The sequence below is a fragment of the Serratia sp. HNCC26DJ206 genome (assembly GCF_057180605.1).
Window position 1 is genome coordinate 147,614 of the sequence record NZ_JBXUGP010000009.1, and the last position, 18,544, is coordinate 166,157.

Annotated in this window: 14 protein-coding genes and 1 pseudogene; 10 read left to right on the top strand and 5 right to left on the bottom strand. The window is 51.2% G+C overall.

The genetic code is table 11. The features are described from left to right. Positions 1–9: 9 nt before the first annotated feature. From AC2A1E_RS08240 to yejF, 8 genes are all read left to right on the top strand, one after another. Positions 10–429 (top strand): GNAT family N-acetyltransferase, encoded by a 420-nt coding sequence (locus AC2A1E_RS08240; RefSeq protein WP_459402073.1) that lies wholly within the window; start codon positions 10–12, stop codon positions 427–429. An 11-nt stretch (positions 430–440) separates the two neighbouring features. Further along, on the top strand, positions 441–1,421 hold the full coding sequence (locus tag AC2A1E_RS08245; protein WP_484383330.1) for a magnesium and cobalt transport protein CorA: 981 nt from the start codon (positions 441–443) through the stop codon (positions 1,419–1,421). A 616-nt stretch (positions 1,422–2,037) separates the two neighbouring features. Further along, positions 2,038–2,613: a bifunctional murein DD-endopeptidase/murein LD-carboxypeptidase gene (mepS, locus tag AC2A1E_RS08250; RefSeq protein WP_484383331.1), complete on the top strand. Its 576-nt coding sequence runs from the start codon at positions 2,038–2,040 to the stop codon at positions 2,611–2,613. Between the two features lie 329 nt (positions 2,614–2,942). Beyond that, a complete protein-coding gene (locus tag AC2A1E_RS08255; protein ID WP_484383332.1) occupies positions 2,943–4,526 on the top strand; it encodes a cyclic di-GMP phosphodiesterase in 1,584 nt (527 codons plus the stop codon). A 107-nt stretch (positions 4,527–4,633) separates the two neighbouring features. Beyond that, positions 4,634–6,442 (top strand): extracellular solute-binding protein, encoded by a 1,809-nt coding sequence (locus AC2A1E_RS08260; protein WP_484383333.1) that lies wholly within the window; start codon positions 4,634–4,636, stop codon positions 6,440–6,442. A gap of 9 nt (positions 6,443–6,451) precedes the next feature. Beyond that, positions 6,452–7,546, top strand: coding sequence for a microcin C ABC transporter permease YejB (locus tag AC2A1E_RS08265; protein ID WP_484383334.1), 1,095 nt, complete (start codon positions 6,452–6,454; stop codon positions 7,544–7,546). Next, a complete protein-coding gene (locus AC2A1E_RS08270; RefSeq protein ID WP_484383335.1) occupies positions 7,543–8,568 on the top strand; it encodes an ABC transporter permease in 1,026 nt (341 codons plus the stop codon). The genes AC2A1E_RS08265 and AC2A1E_RS08270 overlap by 4 nt, the downstream gene beginning before the upstream one ends. 1 nt (position 8,569) lies before the next feature. Further along, the gene (gene yejF / locus AC2A1E_RS08275; RefSeq protein ID WP_484383336.1) at positions 8,570–10,168 is read left to right on the top strand and encodes a microcin C ABC transporter ATP-binding protein YejF; all 1,599 of its coding nucleotides are present in this window, start codon (positions 8,570–8,572) and stop codon (positions 10,166–10,168) included. A 13-nt stretch (positions 10,169–10,181) separates the two neighbouring features. Here the strand turns inward: yejF and AC2A1E_RS08280 are convergent, their stop codons facing one another. The 4 genes from AC2A1E_RS08280 to rsuA form a co-directional block, all read right to left on the bottom strand. After that, positions 10,182–10,526, bottom strand: a complete 345-nt coding sequence (locus AC2A1E_RS08280) for a YejG family protein (RefSeq protein WP_459402065.1) — start codon at positions 10,524–10,526, stop codon at positions 10,182–10,184. Between the two features lie 670 nt (positions 10,527–11,196). Further along, positions 11,197–13,119, bottom strand: coding sequence for a hypothetical protein (locus AC2A1E_RS08285; protein ID WP_484383337.1), 1,923 nt, complete (start codon positions 13,117–13,119; stop codon positions 11,197–11,199). Positions 13,120–13,858: 739 nt separating this feature from the next. After that, entirely contained in the window at positions 13,859–15,046 is a 1,188-nt protein-coding gene (locus AC2A1E_RS08290; RefSeq protein WP_459402748.1) for a Bcr/CflA family multidrug efflux MFS transporter, read from the bottom strand. Between the two features lie 29 nt (positions 15,047–15,075). Beyond that, complete coding sequence (gene rsuA / locus AC2A1E_RS08295; RefSeq protein ID WP_459402063.1) at positions 15,076–15,789, bottom strand: 16S rRNA pseudouridine(516) synthase RsuA; 714 nt, start codon at positions 15,787–15,789, stop codon at positions 15,076–15,078. A gap of 328 nt (positions 15,790–16,117) precedes the next feature. Between rsuA and radD the strand changes: the two genes are divergently transcribed. Then, entirely contained in the window at positions 16,118–17,875 is a 1,758-nt protein-coding gene (gene radD, locus AC2A1E_RS08300) for a DNA repair helicase RadD (protein WP_484383338.1), read from the top strand. Between the two features lie 162 nt (positions 17,876–18,037). Continuing rightward, positions 18,038–18,322 (top strand): 50S ribosomal protein L25, encoded by a 285-nt coding sequence (gene rplY / locus AC2A1E_RS08305; protein ID WP_076941536.1) that lies wholly within the window; start codon positions 18,038–18,040, stop codon positions 18,320–18,322. An 8-nt stretch (positions 18,323–18,330) separates the two neighbouring features. Here the strand turns inward: rplY and AC2A1E_RS08310 are convergent. After that, a pseudogene (locus tag AC2A1E_RS08310) lies at positions 18,331–18,544 on the bottom strand (hypothetical protein); the annotation flags it as partial.

An 18,544-nucleotide genomic window follows, 5' to 3' on the forward strand; every position in this document is an offset into this window, starting at 1 on the left:
GGAGGAAACATGAACATCACCGTAACAGATGCCCTGCGGGCAGAAGATACCGAAGAAATCCGCAATCATTTAAAAGATTACAACCGCACATTCGTCGGCGACATCCTGAACAAGAACATCGGGGTTTTTGTCTTGGATGATCACGGCAACAAAATGGCCGGGTTGACCGGCAGCACCGTAGGTCATTGGTTGAACATCGATCTGTTATGGGTTTCCGAGGCACTACGCGGCGAAGGCGTTGGCAGTAAGCTCATCAAAGCGGCAGAGCAACAGGCCATGGCTGATGGTTGCAAGTTCGCGCGGGTAGATACCTTCAGTTTCCAGGCTCGGCCTTTCTACGAAAAGCTGGGCTACCAGTTACAGATGATATTGCACAATGCTCCAGTGGAGCATGAACGCTACTTTTTCACCAAATCTCTCACGGACTGACAGGTAACCGGATGGAAACCCAAACCATGGTGGTAAACAGCGTCGCGTACAAAGCGGGTAAGCGACTGGGCGACATCACTATTGATGATATCAGTGAGGTGGTTAAAGAGCCGGACACCTTCGTCTGGCTGGGACTATGGCAACCCGAAGATGCCTTCATGCGCAAGATCCAGGAAGAGTTCGGCCTGCACGATCTGGCGATCGAAGATGCGCTGTGTGCCCACCAGAGGCCAAAAATTGAAACCTATGGTGACTCACTGTTCATCGTGGTGAAAACCGTACAATGGGAGAATAACGAGGTGGAGTACGGCGAAACCCATTTCTTCGTCGGTAAAAACTTCCTGATCACGGTACGCCACGGTGCCTCTTCCAGTTATGCCCCGATCCGGGCCAAAACGGAAGAGAACCCCAAGCAGCTGTGCCATGGGCCAGGGTTTGCACTCTATTCGGTGCTGGATTTCATCGTTGACAATTACCGCCATATCGTCGGCAAATTTGAAGAGATGATCGAAGGCATCGAATCCAATATGTTCAAGTCGGAGTTTGATGAAACCGCAATTGAAAACGTCTACAGCCTGCGCCGCCATCTGCTCGGCCTGCGCAACGCGGCGCTACCAATGGATGAGATCTGCAATCAGTTGATCCACCTGCATGATGATGTGATCCCCAAAGAGCTGCGCGCCTATGTGCGGGACGTACAGGATCACGCCCGGCAGGTCGCCAGCACCCTGGACGATATGCGCGAAATGCTGACCAACGCCATGCACGTTAACTTGGCGCTGGTGACCGTAAAGCAAAACGAAGTGGTCAAACGGCTGGCAGGTTGGGGGGCAATTCTGGCCATCCCAACGGTGATCTTCAGCCTGTATGGTATGAACTTTGCCGATATGCCAGAACTGAAATTCCCTTGGGCTTATCATACTACGCTGGGCGTGACCATCGTCGGCTGCGTTCTGCTGTATAGGAAACTCAAACGTTCCGGCTGGTTATAAGCCCGGCACCTATCCCAACAAAGCGGCCTAACTGAGTAGCGGTCGCTTTTTATTGACGCCTCTGCCCCTAACTCGCTTTCATGCCGCCGGATCCCACATGATTAAAAAACGTACTCAAAGCCACGTTTTTATCCATTTGGTAACTTTTTTATGCGAACTTACCTGAATAGATTACACATTCGAAATCATTGATTAACAAAATTAACCTAAACCGCATTTTGTAACAGGAAGTTTTCAAAAAGAAGGGTTCACCTGTAAAACTGATCATCGCCCTTTTGATGCAAAAAACCTATCCCATTGTAAATTAATAAATTTTCATCCTCACCCCCCTTGGTTTCTTAGTCGGGGGTTTTATAATAAAGCATTAAGTTTCATCACACTTTCATATAAGGAATGTCGGAAAAAACTCGCAATTCCCCTCTTATTCCGGTAATCTCGGCTGCGTTTGTGCTTGGTTTACATGGATTCAGTACCAAACATCTTAAATGTGTGCGTTCATGCACATTTTCAGCGGTAACTGATTGTCCTGTCAGCTTGCGCCGATTAGTCTCATTTCGTTTGGCATTTTTCAGATAGCGACTTTTGTCGTTAAGGACTTCAAGGGAAAACAATTACAATGGTCAAATCTCAACCTTTTATGAGATATTTTTTGCGGGTGCTCCCTGCAATTGCAGCAACGGTTATGCTCTCCGCCTGTAGCTCAATGAATACTTCGAAGTTAGATAACTCACAAACTGAGATGCATGCAGTTAATGACAAAAACAGTCTTTTACTGCAAGCCTCTCAGGATGAATTCGAAGCCATGGTGCGTAACGTTGACATCAAGTCAAAGATTATGGACCAGTATGCCGACTGGAAAGGTGTCCGCTACCGTTTAGGTGGTGATACCAAGCGCGGCATTGATTGCTCAGGTTTTGTTCAGCGCACTTTCCGCGAACAGTTCGGTATGGATTTGCCTCGCTCGACTTATGAGCAAGAAGACATGGGCAAGAAAATTCAGCGTACCAAACTGCGTCCTGGCGATTTAGTGTTGTTCCGCGCCGGTTCTACTGGCCGCCATGTGGGTATCTATTTGGGTAACGATAAATTCGTTCACGCCTCGACCAGCAGCGGTGTCACTATTTCCAGTATGACGGAAACCTATTGGGACAAGCGTTATCGCGAAGCCCGCCGAGTGCTTGGCAGGAGCTAAGCACGTAGTATCTGAATCAGTCCTGAAAACCAAACAAACGAGACAAGACGCTGCCCTAGGGCGGCGTTTTTTATCACTGCACCGATCGCTCACGGCGTTACTCACCCACACAATTTTACTTGTTTATCTAAAGGAAACTGCACGGTCGGGGAAAACTAGCCTATTATCGTCACAGGGCAAACGATAGGATGATGCGTTCTTTACGCTGTACTTGAGAAGTGCCACATATCAGGCCTGATGAATAATGACTCAAATAGTATCAATGAGATATATTAATCGTCACCATCATAACAGCGAAAAAACGTTACGCCGTGCTCAGGGGGCAAGTTATGGGCTTAAAGAGGGCATTTACCCGCCATGTTTCACAGAAACGGCGCAGCCTGATCACAAGCAGCATTACCGCTCTGGTATTTTTTATTGTTTTCACTTCTGCCACCTTATTCCTGATTAATCACCAACGTTTGCAATATCAGCATCAGTTCGAAACCCGCACACAAAAACTCACACTAAATTATCTCGATCGTCTGAAAGACATCATGCAAGAGATCATGCCACTTACCGGCCAGCCCTGTGTTACCAACCTTTCGAATCTCACTTACCGGGCGGCTTTCACCAATGGCGTACGTACTTTTTTGCTGGTAAAAGATGGCGTTGCTTATTGTTCTTCTGCAACCGGCAACATGATGCTGGCAATCAATCATCTCTACCCAGAAATCGATTGGAAAAAGCCTCTTGATATGCAACTGCAACAGGGTACACCGCTGGTACCGGATAAACCGGTTATTGCTCTGTGGCTGCGTCAACCGGGCCAGAGTAATGCGACAGATAACGGCGTTCTGGCAACATTAGACCTCAGCCTGACACCCTATCTGCTGATGACATCGCAGAATAGTGACGCTCCTCCTGGTTTAGCCATCATAATTGGCAAGCAGGCGCTCACCGCCTTCAGCTCTCGCCTGATTCCGATGAGTCAATTGCCAAAAAACCATGCCCACCGTTTGGAAATTCCGCGATATCCATTAACCATTGTCTTTTATAGCCAGCAACTGACCGCCAATGATGTACGTTTGACCGTGCTCGGCAGCCTGGTGCTTTCGCTGATGATCGGCGTGCTGTGTTACTACGCGCTGATGCTACGTCAGAGCCCGGAACGGGCAATGATGCGTGGAATCAGGCGCGGAGAGTTTTTTGTTGAGTATCAGCCGGTATTTCATACCGCAACCCGCTCACTGGCGGGAGTGGAAGCCCTGCTCCGCTGGCAACATCCAACGGAAGGGCGTATTTCACCCGACCTGTTCATCCCCTATGCGGAAAGTGAAGGGGTGATCGTTCCGATTACCCGCCATCTGTTTAGCCTGGTCGTCGCTGACTTCCCGCAACTGATGCAGGCATTGCCGCGCAATGCAAAACTCGGTCTGAACCTTTCGCCTTCCCACCTGGGCGTTCCGTCATTTCATGACGATGTGTCTGAGCTGCTGGCGAAACTACCGGATGACTATTTCACGCTGGTGTTTGAAATCACCGAACGCGGGATGGTGGAGGAAGAGAATGCACAGACCGAGTTTGACTGGTTGCACCGACAAAACATTGAGATTGCAGTAGATGACTTCGGCACCGGCCACAGCGCCTTAATCTACCTGCAGCGCTTTCCGTTGGACTACCTCAAGATCGACCGGGGTTTTGTCAACTCTATCGGTCAGGATACCGCCACCGCCCCCGTATTGGACGCCGTCATTGCACTGGCGAAAAAGCTGAAAATGCTCACCGTTGCCGAAGGGGTTGAAACCGCAGAGCAAGTTAACTTCCTGCAAGCACGCGACGTTAACTTTATGCAAGGCTACTATTTCAGTAAGCCGCTGAGCATTGAGGCGCTGTTGGCATTTTGCCGGGAGAATCCGGTTGCCGATCGCTAAACTTCATTTAATATCTGATATTTAAACTTCTTTACTCAGCAAACTGGCCCGAAATGCTATGCTAGCGGCCGGTTTAATGGACTACACAGCAGGAGCTTACCGTAAAGATGTCTGTGCGCATTTTTGCTGCCCTGGTGCTTTCGGCACTCAGTTTCGGTCTACAGGCCGAAACCCTCAATGAAAGCTACGCTTTCGCCACGCTCGGTGAACCCAAATATTCCACCGACTTCAGCCATTTTGACTACGTAAACCCGGCAGCCCCAAAAGGGGGGGACGTACGGCTGGCAGCCATAGGCACCTATGACAATTTCAACCGTTTCGCTTCGCGCGGCGTTCCTGGCGAGAGAGCCGGGGAACTTTACGACACGCTGTTTACGACCTCTGACGACGAACCCTCCAGCTATTATCCGCTGATCGCCGAATCGGCCCGTTTCCCAGCCGATATGCGCTGGATGGAGCTGGATATCAATCCCCGCGCCCGTTTTCACGATGGCAGCCCGATTACCGCTGCCGATGTTGCCTTTACTTTTAATAAATTTATGACTGAAGGCGTGCCGCAATTTCGTACAGTTTACAAAGGCGTCACCGTCAAAGCCCTTTCCCGTCTGACAGTGCGTATAGAGTTACCCACACCCGATAAAGATCTACTTCTCGGCCTGTTCAGCCTGCCTATCCTGCCAGAGAGTTTTTGGAAGGATCACAAACTTAATGACCCCCTGAATACCCCACCGCTCGGTAGCGGCCCCTATAAAATCGGCAGCTACCGATTGGGCCAGTACATTACCTATGAGCGGGTGCGTGACTATTGGGCCGCCAATCTGCCGGTGAACCGCGGGCGCTATAACTTCGACACGCTGCGTTATGATTACTATCTGGACGATAAAGTGTCCCTCGAAGCCTTTAAAGCCGGAGCTTACGATTTCCGGCTGGAAGGCTCGCCAAAAAACTGGGCCACGCAGTATCAGGGCGGCAACTTCGCACGCAATTTCATCATCAAACAGGATGAAACCAATCAGGCAGCGCAAAATGCACGCTGGTTAGCCTTTAATATTCAACGCCCGATCTTTGCCGATCGTCGGGTGCGGGAAGCCATTACGCTGGCGTTTGATTTCGACTGGATGAATAAAGCGCTGTATTACGACGCCTATCAACGCACCAACAGCTATTTCCAGAACACGGTTTACGCCGCCAGCGGCTACCCAGATGCTGCCGAGCTGGCCTGGTTGGCAGCGCTCAAAGGCAAGGTGCCAGCCGAGGTCTTTACCTCGATTTACCAGCCGCCCGCCTCCGACGGCAGCGGTAATAACCGGGAAAATTTGTTGAAAGCCACGGAGCTGCTACAACAGGCCGGTTGGGAAGTGAAAAATCAGCAGTTGGTCAACAGCAAAACCGGTAAGCCGTTTACTTTTGAACTGATGCTGCTGAGCGGTAGCAATTTCCAGTATGTGTTGCCATTCCAGCACAACCTGAAACGGCTGGGCATTGATATGCAGATCCGTGAAATTGACGCCAGCCAATTCACGCGGCGCATGCGTAAACGTGATTTCGATATGATGCCAACGGTATATCCTGCGATGCCATTCCCAAACTCTTCGCTGCAAACCCGCTGGGATTCGGATTACATCGACTCAAGTTGGAACACACCTGGCGTCAGCGATCCCGCTGTCGATAGCCTGGTACGGCAAATCATGAAACACCAGGGGGATGAGAAAGCATTACTGTCCCTTGGTCGGGCGCTGGATCGGGTGCTGACCTGGAACATGTATATGCTGCCCATGTGGTACTCCAACCACGACCGCTACGCCTACTGGGATAAATTCTCCTCGCCGACATTACGCCCAGCTTATTCCCTTGGGTTTGATAACTGGTGGTTTGACGTCAACAAGGCGGCACGCCTGCCCGCGCAACAACAATAAGGAGTCTGTGTGGCCGCTTATCTGATACGCAGATTATTGCTGGTGCTCCCCACCCTGTGGGCCATCATCACCATCAACTTTTTTATTGTGCAAATCGCGCCCGGTGGGCCGGTCGATCAGGCGATTGCCGCCATTGAGCTCGGCCAAACCAGCGGTTTTAGCGGCGGAGGCGGCGGTGATGGCCTTGGGCATAGCAAAGCTGGCGTCGGTAACGTAGGTGACAGCCAATACCGTGGTTCACGCGGGCTGGATCCTGAAATCATCACGGAAATCACCAAGCGCTATGGTTTCGATAAGCCGCTGCATGAGCGCTATTTCGCCATGCTGTGGAACTATATGCGCTTCGATTTTGGCGATAGCCTGTTCCGCGGGGCTTCGGTAATGCAGTTGATCGGCCAAAGCTTGCCGGTTTCCATTACTCTGGGGCTATGGAGCACGCTGATCATCTATCTGGTTTCAATACCGCTCGGGATCCGCAAAGCCATTCATAACGGCAGCGCCTTTGACACCTGGAGCAGCACGCTGATCATCATCGGCTACGCCATTCCTGCCTTCCTATTCGCCATCCTGATGATCGTGCTGTTCGCTGGCGGTAGCTACCTTGACTGGTTCCCGCTGCGCGGGTTAGTGTCCAGTAATTTCGATACCCTCCCTTGGTATGGCAAAATTATCGACTACCTGTGGCATATCACCCTGCCGGTGCTGGCGACGGTGATCGGTGGCTTCGCGGCCCTAACCATGCTGACCAAGAACTCGTTCCTGGATGAGATCCGCAAACAATATGTGGTTACCGCCCGCGCCAAAGGGCTAGACGAGAAAAAAATCCTCTATCGCCACGTGTTCCGCAACGCCATGCTGCTGGTGATCGCCGGTTTCCCTGCCACCTTTATCAGCATGTTTTTCACCGGCTCGCTACTGATCGAAGTCATGTTCTCACTTAACGGCCTCGGGCTGCTGGGTTACGACGCCACGCTGCAACGCGACTATCCGGTGATGTTCGGTACACTGTTCATATTTACCCTGATCGGCCTGCTGCTGAACATCGTCAGCGATATCACCTATACCCTGGTCGATCCGCGCATTGATTTCGAGGGACGTCAATGAGCCGCTTAAACCCTATCAATCAGGCCCGCTGGGCACGTTTTCGCTCTAATCGCCGCGGTTACTGGTCACTGTGGCTGTTTTTGGTGGTATTTATCCTCAGCCTGGCCGCCAATCTGATCGCCAACGACAAACCCTTGCTGGTGCGCTATGAGGGCCGTCTGTACGTGCCGTTTATGGTCAACTACAGCGAAACCACCTTCGGTGGAGAACTGCATACCACTACCGACTTTCAGGATCCTTTCGTGCTGAAACAGATCGACCAGCACGGTTGGGCGATCTGGGCCCCCATTCGCTTCAGTTACAGCACCATTAACTTTGCCACTGAAGTTCCCTTCCCTTCGCCACCATCAAGGCAGAACCTGCTCGGCACCGATGGCAACGGCAGCGACGTTTTGGCTCGGGTGCTTTATGGTTTCCGCATCTCCATGTTGTTCGGACTGGCATTGACGCTGTTTTCCAGCGTGATTGGCATTTGCGTGGGAGCTACCCAGGGTTATTACGGCGGCAGGTTCGATCTCTGGGGGCAGCGCTTTATTGAGGTGTGGTCTGGTATGCCAACGCTGTTCCTGATCATTTTGCTTTCCAGCATTGTGCAGCCCAACTTCTGGTGGCTGCTGGCGATCACCATTTTATTTGGCTGGATGAGCCTGGTGGGCGTGGTGCGCGCCGAGTTCCTGCGTACCCGCAATTACGACTATATACGCGCTGCCAGAGCCATGGGGGTACCGGATCGGGTCATTATGTACCGCCATATGCTGCCAAACGCCATGGTCGCCACGCTGACTTTCCTGCCGTTTATCCTGTGCGGTTCAATTACTACCCTCACCTCACTCGATTTTCTCGGTTTCGGCCTGCCCATGGGTTCACCTTCGCTGGGCGAACTGTTATTGCAGGGCAAAAACAATCTGCAAGCACCTTGGCTGGGTATTACCGCCTTCCTGGTGCTGGCGGTACTGCTCTCATTACTCATTTTTATCGGCGAAGCGGTTCGTGACGCCTTCGACCCCAGCAAGGCGCATTGATATGAAGACTCCTCTGCTTGCTATTCAGGATCTCAGCATCGCTTTCCGCCAAGGGGTAGCGTTAAATCAGGTGGTTAACGGCGTTTCACTGCAAATTGAGCAGGGTGAAACGCTGGCCCTGGTCGGTGAATCAGGTTCGGGCAAAAGCGTCACCGCGCTTTCCGTGCTGCGGCTGCTGCCTTCACCACCGGTGGTCTACCCCGGTGGCGACATCCGGTTTAACGGCAATTCGCTATTGCACGCACCCGAGGCTGAACTGCGTAAAGTGCGCGGCAACCAGATCTCAATGATCTTCCAGGAACCCATGGTGTCGCTGAATCCACTGCACACCATTGAGAAACAGCTGGCCGAAGTGCTGATGCTGCACCGAGGCATGCGCCGCGATAACGCGCGCAGTGAAATTATTCAGTGCTTGGATCGGGTGGGCATACGTAACGCTAAAGGACGTTTAAAAGATTATCCACACCAGCTTTCCGGTGGAGAACGTCAACGGGTGATGATCGCCATGGCGGTGCTGACGCAGCCAAAACTGCTGATCGCTGACGAACCGACCACTGCGCTGGATGTCACCATTCAAGCCCAGATCCTGATCTTGCTGAAAGAGCTGAAACAAGAGTTGGGCATGGGGTTACTGTTTATTACCCATAACCTGAACATCGTGCGCCGTCTGGCAGACAACGTAGCGGTGATGCGCCAAGGGTTGTGCGTAGAACACAACAGCCGCGAACGCCTGTTTAGCACACCGCAGCATGCTTATACCCGCCAATTGCTGGCCGCCGAGGACGTCGGTGAACCGCTGCCGCTTCCGGTGAACCAGCAACCAAACAGCCCGTTGCTGAAAGTGGAGAATTTGCAGGTCAGCTTCCCGATCAAACGCGGCCTGCTGCGGCGCGTTGTCGACCAGAATTATGCGCTGAAGGATTTGAGTTTCGAGCTGCAACCGGGGGAGAGCGTAGGCTTGGTTGGCGAATCGGGCTCAGGTAAAAGCACCACCGGCCTCGCGCTGCTGCGCTTGCTGAACTCGCAAGGCGCGATCTGGTTTGATGGCCAACCGCTGCATCAGTTCAATAACCAACAGATGCTACCTTACCGCAGCCGGATGCAGATTGTTTTCCAGGATCCCTATTCCGCGTTAAACCCACGGCTGAACGTACAGCAGATCATCGCCGAAGGCTTGGAGGTTCATCAGCAACTGACGGCGGAACAACGGGAACAGCGGGTGATTGAGGCATTGCAGGAAGTAGGGTTGGATCCGGCATTGCGCCATCGCTACCCGACCGAATTCTCTGGTGGGCAACGCCAGCGTATTGCGATCGCTCGGGCGTTGATCCTGCAACCGCAACTGCTGATTCTGGACGAGCCCACCTCATCGCTGGATAAATCGGTTCAGGCACAAATCCTGATGTTGCTGAAATCGTTACAGCAACGTCACCAGTTGGCTTACCTGTTTATCAGCCATGACCTGCAAGTGGTGCGTTCGCTCTGCCATCAGGTGATTGTGTTGCGCCAAGGTGAGGTGGTGGAGCAAGGGCACTGTCAGACTATTTTCAATGCACCCTCGGCAGCCTATACACAGCAATTATTGCAGCTAGTGGATTGATTAATAGCGGAATTCAGAAGGGATATTGCGCACTGAGCTGTTCAGCAATCGCCGCGCCGACGTTTTTTAACCGGCACATAGCGGCGCTTTCATCGTGATGATGAACAAACAGGCAAGGCTCACCTTCCCATTCCACAATGGTGCAATTGACCTGAATTTCTTGCAAAGAAAGATTGAGCTGTTGCATCACAAGCCAAGCATCATTCCCATCATGGCTGAGCAACTTCAGACCGATCAGGTTGTTATCGTCGTCTATGCCGCTGAGCGGAATCGGTTCAACCTTGACTCCGGTAAAACCCGATATCCAACGATAACTTTGCGGCAAGCGATGCACTACCGAAAGTTGGAGAGTATCCACATGAAATCCCTAGTATTAAAAGGTGGAACACTTTTTTACATCACAGGACTACTTTAGTTATAGCCGTAATCAACCGACTTTGCCGTGAGCAAGTGTTATTTAAACGTAAAAATTTTACAAAAAATTAACTTTATTTTGTACTTGCTGATATCACACGGCTTTCTAGCCTACCGTAAAATGTTATTTCACTGCATTTTGCGACTCAGCTCGCATTTTTTGCGTTATATGTAACCCTTTCAGACCTCGAACTCAACATTTTTTTATTGCAATGCGGTTACTTTACAATCGATATAATTTTACATTGTGTAAACACTCGGCAAGTACGCAACGCGCTCATTTCAGCATAACGCTATGATTAAAATCAGAAATAATAGAATAGAGCCCCGTTACTGCCAACAGGGTTGTAACTATAACAACCCATTAAGCAATTGAGTGATTTTTAACAAAAAAGCCACAGTCTGTTTTCTCACCAGAATCCCTGCCGAGACAGAATTCTGTCAAGCCATAATGGGCAAATCATATGGATATGCAAAAAAGTGCGAGGTTTGGGTTTGAGGGGGCTAAATATGGTGAACCGACAATACTGGGAGCCCAATATGGGCTCCACAGGTTTTATTATCACAATGTAGGCAACCAACCACTGTTTAACTCGGGCTGGCGCTCAAACCAATCAAAGTGTCGGTATCCCTCCCTCGCAATAACCTTCCAAGGAGACATCATGAATCTGGCTGCTAAACAGATCATCTATCGACAACTCATGATAGGCACTGAAATAGCAAAAATCACTATTTCCATTATTTTCTTGGGCAATGCTGCCAGTCGAGTTGATATAAAATTGCCGATATCCTGAGCCAATCCATTCAGGATGAATGCTCAGAGGGTAAGTCACGCCTGCCGGAACAGTCACAAAAACAGGAATGATATCTATCTGGGCACCCAGAGGCAGCAATGCCATCTCACATTGTTCAACCGTAACCACTTCACCGGAGAAGCGCTTAGTCGCTTGAGGATTACAACGGGCATAAGCATATTGCTGTTCAACTTTCTCTAACGGCGCAGTAAAAGTCATCACTAACTTATTGCCTGCCAATGATGTGTTATTCCCTTCCGCTGTATACCGCCATACCTCGTTATTCGGTTTAGAGAAGTACTGAGACGCACTCCAATTTGCCGACAGCAACGGTTCTATCGAATAAATGGTGCTCCCTTCCGCCGGTAAATTATATTCCTTAACCTCAGCCCCACCGTTAATTGCTATTTCTGCTCTACAGGCGATCGGCGTAAGATCGGGTAACTGACATTGGGCAAAAAATTGCGCAGGAGCGACCAGCGGAATAGATATCGAGCCAGGTATTACAGCACCGGTACCGGAAGTATCGGATGGATCTTTAACTTTACCAATAAGACGTTCATTGTTCGGTAAAATAGCGATGGCTTCCCAGGTAATCTCTTTTACCCGATTCGGCATATTGACAATGGTTGCCCCATCAACATCAATACTGTTGCTTTTTACCAACTTTGCACCACTCACCAATGTGACCGAAGCGGTTACGTTACAGGCAATGGGTTTAGAGTCAGGAACTGGAGTCAGACATTGCAGGAAGGTTGTGCCTGGAGATTCAAATTTAAAATCCCAGTTCCATGATGAAAAGTGTGGCACATCGGCTTCAACCATCAGCACTTTCTCACCAGCGCGGGTGATAACAATAGCAGACCCTTTCACATCTGGCGTTTCCTCCCACAGCCCCAAGCGCTCATTGAAGTACCACATCGGGATTGCGCCGCCCGCAGATAAATCATGGCCATCAATGTTGGAGAACGGCAGGCTCATCTGCAGGGTCGCAGTTTTACCTTCGGCTAAATTCAAGGCGTTACCGGCTTCATCATAGAAAGCGACGGCCATCAGCCCGGCGCTGATCAAGTCAACTTCCTGATTATCTGCGGTAATAGCACGCCCATTGGCAGGCATGGCTTTCAGGTCATCGCTGTCGATATTCCAAGGCGTCAATTCAACACGCGCTTTGCCTGTCGCAGGCGTTCCGTCCGCATAAACCAACGCGGCCTCAGGCAGAATAACGTGGGCATCCATGGTCAGGCTGGAAATCCCCTGCGCTTTTTCAATGTTTTCAAGGTATTTGGTCTCTGTCACTGGCATCAAATATATGGTCAGCGGCGGCATTTTTTCCTGCACCGCAACTTTAACAGCTTGCGTCACATAACCCGCTTTTTTCACTTTCACCACCCAGAAGCCCTTCTCATCCACAGGGAGAGAAGAGAGCTGTGCCATGCCATTTTGGTCGCTGGATGATACCTTTACTTCATCAAAGAATATTTCAGCGCCAGTCAGGACAACGCCATCTTTGCCTTGCGTAATAATATCCAGAGTCGCAGTCTCTGGAGTGACAATAGGGGGTTCTGGTGGAACAACAGGCGGTGTAACTGGCGGAGTGACGGGTGGGCTAACAGGTGGGCTAACGGGTGGACTCACTGGCGGATTGGTGTTTGAAGAATCTCCCCCGCCAGAATCGCACGCGGACAACGTAGCAACAAACATCCCAATGCATAAAGAACGTAAGAAACGTATTTTTTTCACAGCATCTCCTTCCTAGAGTTATTGTTAGTGCAGTTATTATATTTTCTAATGCATATATCCCTGGTGCCTTTCAGAACGTATAGATGTGAACTTCCCCGCTTATCCCAATCTGGTTTATCCAGCCGCTGAGAGTTCGCCTGGTTATCTCTTACCTGTATCCTGAAATCCATTGGGTATATCGTTTTAAATCCTTTAAACATCACTGAATGTGCATTGTTTCTTTCTATACATAAGGCCGTATAGATTGCACTACCTCATATTATGTATCTCCCCTCTAACCAAATGCAACATAAGTGTTAACAAGTAGTTCATTGACAGGGTTTTAAAATAGGATTTTCACTTAAGACGGGGATTTATCTGATTATGCAGTGTGATTTAATTCACATTTAATGCTGGTGAGAGATAAGAATAATATTACGGTAGAAATACTGATGAATGCATATAATATACGGCAGCTAAAATAGCCATTCCCCTTCTGGCTGTACCCGCTGGTGATTTATAACCCTTCAGATAAACTCACCCATTAAATTACCTTGATATAATCATCGTTTCACATAACTTTATCTAAGATATTTACTAGAGGACATTAGGCGCAATATTAGAGAAAGCTCACAAATATTTACCCCAAGGGTTAACCCATCAAACACTGAGGTACCAACACAATTTTTTCACAAAAATAATGTAGCGGTATGCCTATCACTATCCCCCTGCACTTTCAAAATGCAGGGGAATAGACACATTATTTCTTGGGCACACTCGCAAAACGGTAAAACAGCATAGCAATAATGCTGCATAACGCCATTGAAGAGACCATCGGCCATGCACTCTTACCCGGTGCCATAGCCAATATCGCACCGACCAACCCACCGATACTGAAACGCAAAGTACCTGCCAAGGAAGATGCTGTTCCCGCCATATGCGGAAAGTCATCCAAGATAACGGCCATCGCGTTAGATGAGATCATGGCGATACAGCCCAGATAAACCGCCACGCCCAGAACCAGCGCCCAGAAACCCAGCCCGCCAGCACTCACCAGCAGCAACCACACGCCCATCACCAATTGCACTGATAAGCCAAAACGGAACATTTTGACGGCGCCAACGCGGCGCACATTGCGGCTGTTGATCAAGGTGGTCAGGAACAGGAACACGATATTCAGCGCAAAGTAGTAACCAAAATGCTGGGGCGAAACGTTATTCAGCTCAATGTAAACAAAAGGCCCGGCGCTGAGGAAAGAAAACATCCCGGCAAACGAAAAAGCACTGGCCAACATATAGCTCAGCACCCGTTTGTGGCGGAACAGTGAGCCAAAATTTCTCAGCGTAGTGCGCAGATGGAATTTCTGCCGCCGCTCTTTGGGCAGGGTTTCTTTGATAAAGAATGCCACCAGCACAGAACCCAGCAACGCCGCTGCCCCCATAGTCCAGAAAATGGCATGCCAGCTAAACCACAGCAGCAGCACGCCGCCGATCATCGGGGCCAGCAGCGGCGCAATCGTCATCACCAGGATCACGAACGACATCATGCGCGAGAATTCATCCTTGCTGAACATGTCACGCATCAGCGCGTTGATCACCACGCTGGCCGCCGCCGCCGACAGGCCATGCAGGAAACGCAGGTTGATCAGTTGCTCAACCGACTGCGCCAGGGCACAGGCCCCACCCGCGATGGCGAAAACCAACGTGCCCCACAGGATCACCGGTTTACGGCCAATGCTGTCCGACATCGGCCCATAGAACAGTTGGCCCAAGGCAAAACCCAGCACGTAGGCGCTGAGCGTCATCTGGACCCGGCCAGATTCCACGCCAAACTCCTGGGCGATGATCGGCATACTGGGCAAATACATGTCGATCGCCAATGGCATCAGCATGGAAAGCAGGCCAAGGATAAAGATCAAACCCAGGTGAGATGTCCGGTTCTGTTGCACGTTCAACGACTCCTTCATCGGCCGCAAAATCAATCCTGCAGGTGCGGCGCACCGACGCTGGCGATCTCTTCTTCGGTCAGCAGACGATATTCGCCCGGTGCCAAATCATCATCCAGCACAATGGCACCAATACGTTCACGATGCAGCTCAATCACTCGGTTGCCTACGGCAGCAAACATGCGTTTTACCTGATGATAGCGCCCTTCACTGAGCGTCAAACGCACCAGGTTATCTTCGATCTTTTCCAGCCGTGCCGGTTTGGTCAGGTCTTTTTCATTGTGCAACTGCACGCCCTGTTCAAACTGCTGTGCGGTGTCTTCGGCTAGCGGATGCTCCAGCGTCACCAGATAGGTTTTCTCACAGTGATGCTTCGGAGAAGTGATCCGGTGCGACCACTGGCCGTCATCGGTCATCAACACCAGACCGGTGGTATCAATATCCAGCCGCCCTGCCGCATGCAGCTTGTAGGCCACCGGTTCATCAAGGAAATAAAGCACCGTCGGATGATCCGGATCTTCGGTGGAGCACACATAACCCTGCGGTTTATTGAGCATGAAATAGCGTGGCCCGGTCAGTTGTGACAGCACATTGCCGTCGAATGTCACTTCCTGTTCCGGGGCCAGCTTGATCGCCCCGCTCTTGACCACTTCGCCATCTACGGTGACGCGTTTTGCACGCAGTTCACGCGCTACCAGGGCGCGGCTGATGCCTAATTGCTGAGATAAAAACTTGTCCAGTCGCATTGAATCTGCTTTGCCTGTCGTTGTTATGATCGCATTGATCGTATTGCTGAATATGACGCCCCACCCTTACACCAGGTGCAAAAAGCAGGTTCGAAGAGGAGGAATCAGTAAAATCGCGTGGGGAAACAGCGATTGCTGTCACATAAGTATAGCGGCGTAAACGATGCCATGACAGCGGCAATTTCCAAGCCCCTCGCACCACCCGCACGATAAGGGCATAATAATAGAAATTTTTCCGCCGTCAGGGGGCAGTATGACCGGATTTCAGCAGCGCTTTTTCTTGCCAAAGCGCCCCTTGATGGCCCACTCCTGCAAACGGCGTTAATTCATGGCATTTACCCTGCGCCCCTATCAGTTGGAGGCGGTCGACGCCACTATCCAACATTTTCGGCAGCATCCTGAACCGGCATTAATTGTGCTGCCGACCGGAGCTGGCAAAAGCTTGGTGATCGCCGAGCTGGCAAAGCGTGCCCGTGGGCGGGTGTTAGTACTGGCGCACGTCAAAGAGTTGGTGGCGCAAAACCATGCCAAGTACTGCGCTTACGGGCTGGAGGCGGACATTTTTGCCGCTGGGCTACAGCAGAAAGAAAGCGCCGGTAAAGTGGTGTTTGGCAGCGTGCAGTCGGTGGCGCGCAATCTACCGCTGTTTGACGGTGCTTTTTCGCTGCTGATTATCGACGAATGCCACCGCATCAGCGACGACGATGACAGCCAGTATCAGCAGATTATTCAGCATCTGCAAAAATCTAACCCGCAACTGCGCCTGCTTGGCCTGACGGCCACCCCTTACCGGCTAGGCAAAGGTTGGATCTATCAGTTTCACTACCACGGTTTTACTCGCGGCGACAGCAGCAGCCTATTCCGCGACTGTATCTATGAACTGCCGCTGCGCTACATGATCAAGCATGGCTTTCTGGTTCCTCCCGAGCGGTTGGATATGCCGATCGTGCAGTACGATTTCAGCCGACTGGAAGCCAGAAGCAACGGTTTGTTCAGCGAGGTGGATCTTAACCGCGAACTGAAAAAGCAGCATCGCATCACGCCACATATCATCAGCCAGATTGTTGAGTATGCTGAAACCCGCAAGGGCGTGATGATCTTTGCTGCAACGGTAGAACATGCGCGGGAAATCCACGGCCTGCTGCGCGCGGGAGAAGCCGCGCTGGTAAGCGCCGAAACGCCACCTGCCGAGCGCGATGCGCTGATCGCCTCCTTTAAACAGCAGCAGTTGCGCTATCTGGTTAACGTGGCGGTGCTGACGACTGGCTTCGATGCTCCACATGTCGATCTGATCGCAATTCTGCGGCCAACCGAGTCCGTTAGCCTGTATCAGCAGATCGTCGGGCGTGGGTTGCGGCTGGCACCCGGCAAGAAAGATTGTTTGATCCTCGACTATGCTGGCAACCCGCACGATCTGTTCACCCCAGAAGTAGGAGTCAGTAAACCGCACGCGGGCAGCCAGCCGGTGCAGGTATTTTGCCCCGCCTGCGGCTTTGCCAACCTGTTCTGGGGCAAATGCACCGAGAGCGGCGCGATCATTGAGCATTATGGCCGCCGCTGCCAAGGTTGGCTGGAAGACGACGACGGCAATCGTGAACAGTGTGACTATCGTTTCCGCTTCAAAAACTGCCCGCACTGCGGGGCTGAGAACGATATCGCCGCACGCCGCTGCCATCAGTGTCAGGAAGTGCTGGTCGACCCTGATGATATGCTAAAAGCCGCACTGAAGCTGAAAGATGCGCTGGTGTTGCGCTGCGGCGGCATGGAGTTACAAGACGGCCGGGATGACAAAGGGGAATGGCTGAAAGCCACCTACTACGACGAGGACGGCACCAGCACCAGTGAGCGTTTTCGTCTGCAAACACCGGCTCAACGTAAAGCGTTTGAAATGCTGTTCCTGCGGCCGCATCAGCGCGCGCCGGGGGTGCCATTCAGTTGGCAAACGGCTGCTGACGTCTTAGCGCAACAGGCGCTATTGCGCCATCCGGACTTTGTGGTGGCGCGTAAACGCGGCCAGTTCTGGCAAATCCGCGAAAAAGTTTTTGATTATCAGGGCCGCTTCCGCCGTGCCAATGAGCTGTATTAAGGGCGGTGGCGCGCACTTGCGGCAGGTTTTCATTGCCCAGAGAGCGGCTTTCCGTTAAAATGCCGCCCGCTTTGCCTGGGTTCGCCCAGTGTGAAAGCAGGTTATCGAGCCTGTTACTGGGTCGCCTGTAGCAGGGTAAATTTTCTTTTAAGAGAAAAAATAATGTTCACTATCAACGTACAAGTACGTAAAGACCAGGGTAAGGGTGCGAGCCGCCGCCTGCGTGCAGCAAATAAATTCCCAGCTATCGTTTACGGTGGCAAAGAAGCTGCAGTTTCCATCGAGCTAGACCATGATTCTGTGAAGAACATGGAAGTTAAGCCAGAATTCTACAGCGAAGCAGTAACTCTGGTTATCGACGGTAAAGAAACCAAAGTTAAGGTTCAGGCTGTACAGCGTCACCCGTTCAAGCCAAAACTGGCTCACATCGACTTCGTTCGCGTTTAATCGCAACGTTATCGATTTTTCGGGACGCCGAAGTAGAAAACGCCGCAATTGCGGCGTTTCAGATTGATGACAAAGTCCTGGCCGTGAGGCCAGGACTTTGATCTAATAAGGTCAGTGCAAAAAATGGACTGACTGCCATGCTCAAAACACCCTCTCCCCAACAATATCAGTTTGAAACCATCACCCTGGATGAGTTGGTCCCTGAAGACCATCTGGTTCGCA

Excerpts from the sequence above, each read along its gene's own strand:
- AC2A1E_RS08240 (WP_459402073.1), top strand. The coding sequence starts at position 10 with ATGAACATCACCGTAACAGATGCCCTGCGGGCAGAAGATACCGAAGAA.
- AC2A1E_RS08245 (WP_484383330.1), top strand. The coding sequence starts at position 441 with ATGGAAACCCAAACCATGGTGGTAAACAGCGTCGCGTACAAAGCGGGT.
- mepS (WP_484383331.1), top strand. The coding sequence starts at position 2,038 with ATGGTCAAATCTCAACCTTTTATGAGATATTTTTTGCGGGTGCTCCCT.
- AC2A1E_RS08255 (WP_484383332.1), top strand. The coding sequence starts at position 2,943 with ATGGGCTTAAAGAGGGCATTTACCCGCCATGTTTCACAGAAACGGCGC.
- AC2A1E_RS08260 (WP_484383333.1), top strand. The coding sequence starts at position 4,634 with ATGTCTGTGCGCATTTTTGCTGCCCTGGTGCTTTCGGCACTCAGTTTC.
- AC2A1E_RS08270 (WP_484383335.1), top strand. The coding sequence starts at position 7,543 with ATGAGCCGCTTAAACCCTATCAATCAGGCCCGCTGGGCACGTTTTCGC.
- yejF (WP_484383336.1), top strand. The coding sequence starts at position 8,570 with ATGAAGACTCCTCTGCTTGCTATTCAGGATCTCAGCATCGCTTTCCGC.
- rsuA (WP_459402063.1), bottom strand. The coding sequence starts at position 15,789 with ATGCGACTGGACAAGTTTTTATCTCAGCAATTAGGCATCAGCCGCGCC.
- radD (WP_484383338.1), top strand. The coding sequence starts at position 16,118 with ATGGCATTTACCCTGCGCCCCTATCAGTTGGAGGCGGTCGACGCCACT.
- rplY (WP_076941536.1), top strand. The coding sequence starts at position 18,038 with ATGTTCACTATCAACGTACAAGTACGTAAAGACCAGGGTAAGGGTGCG.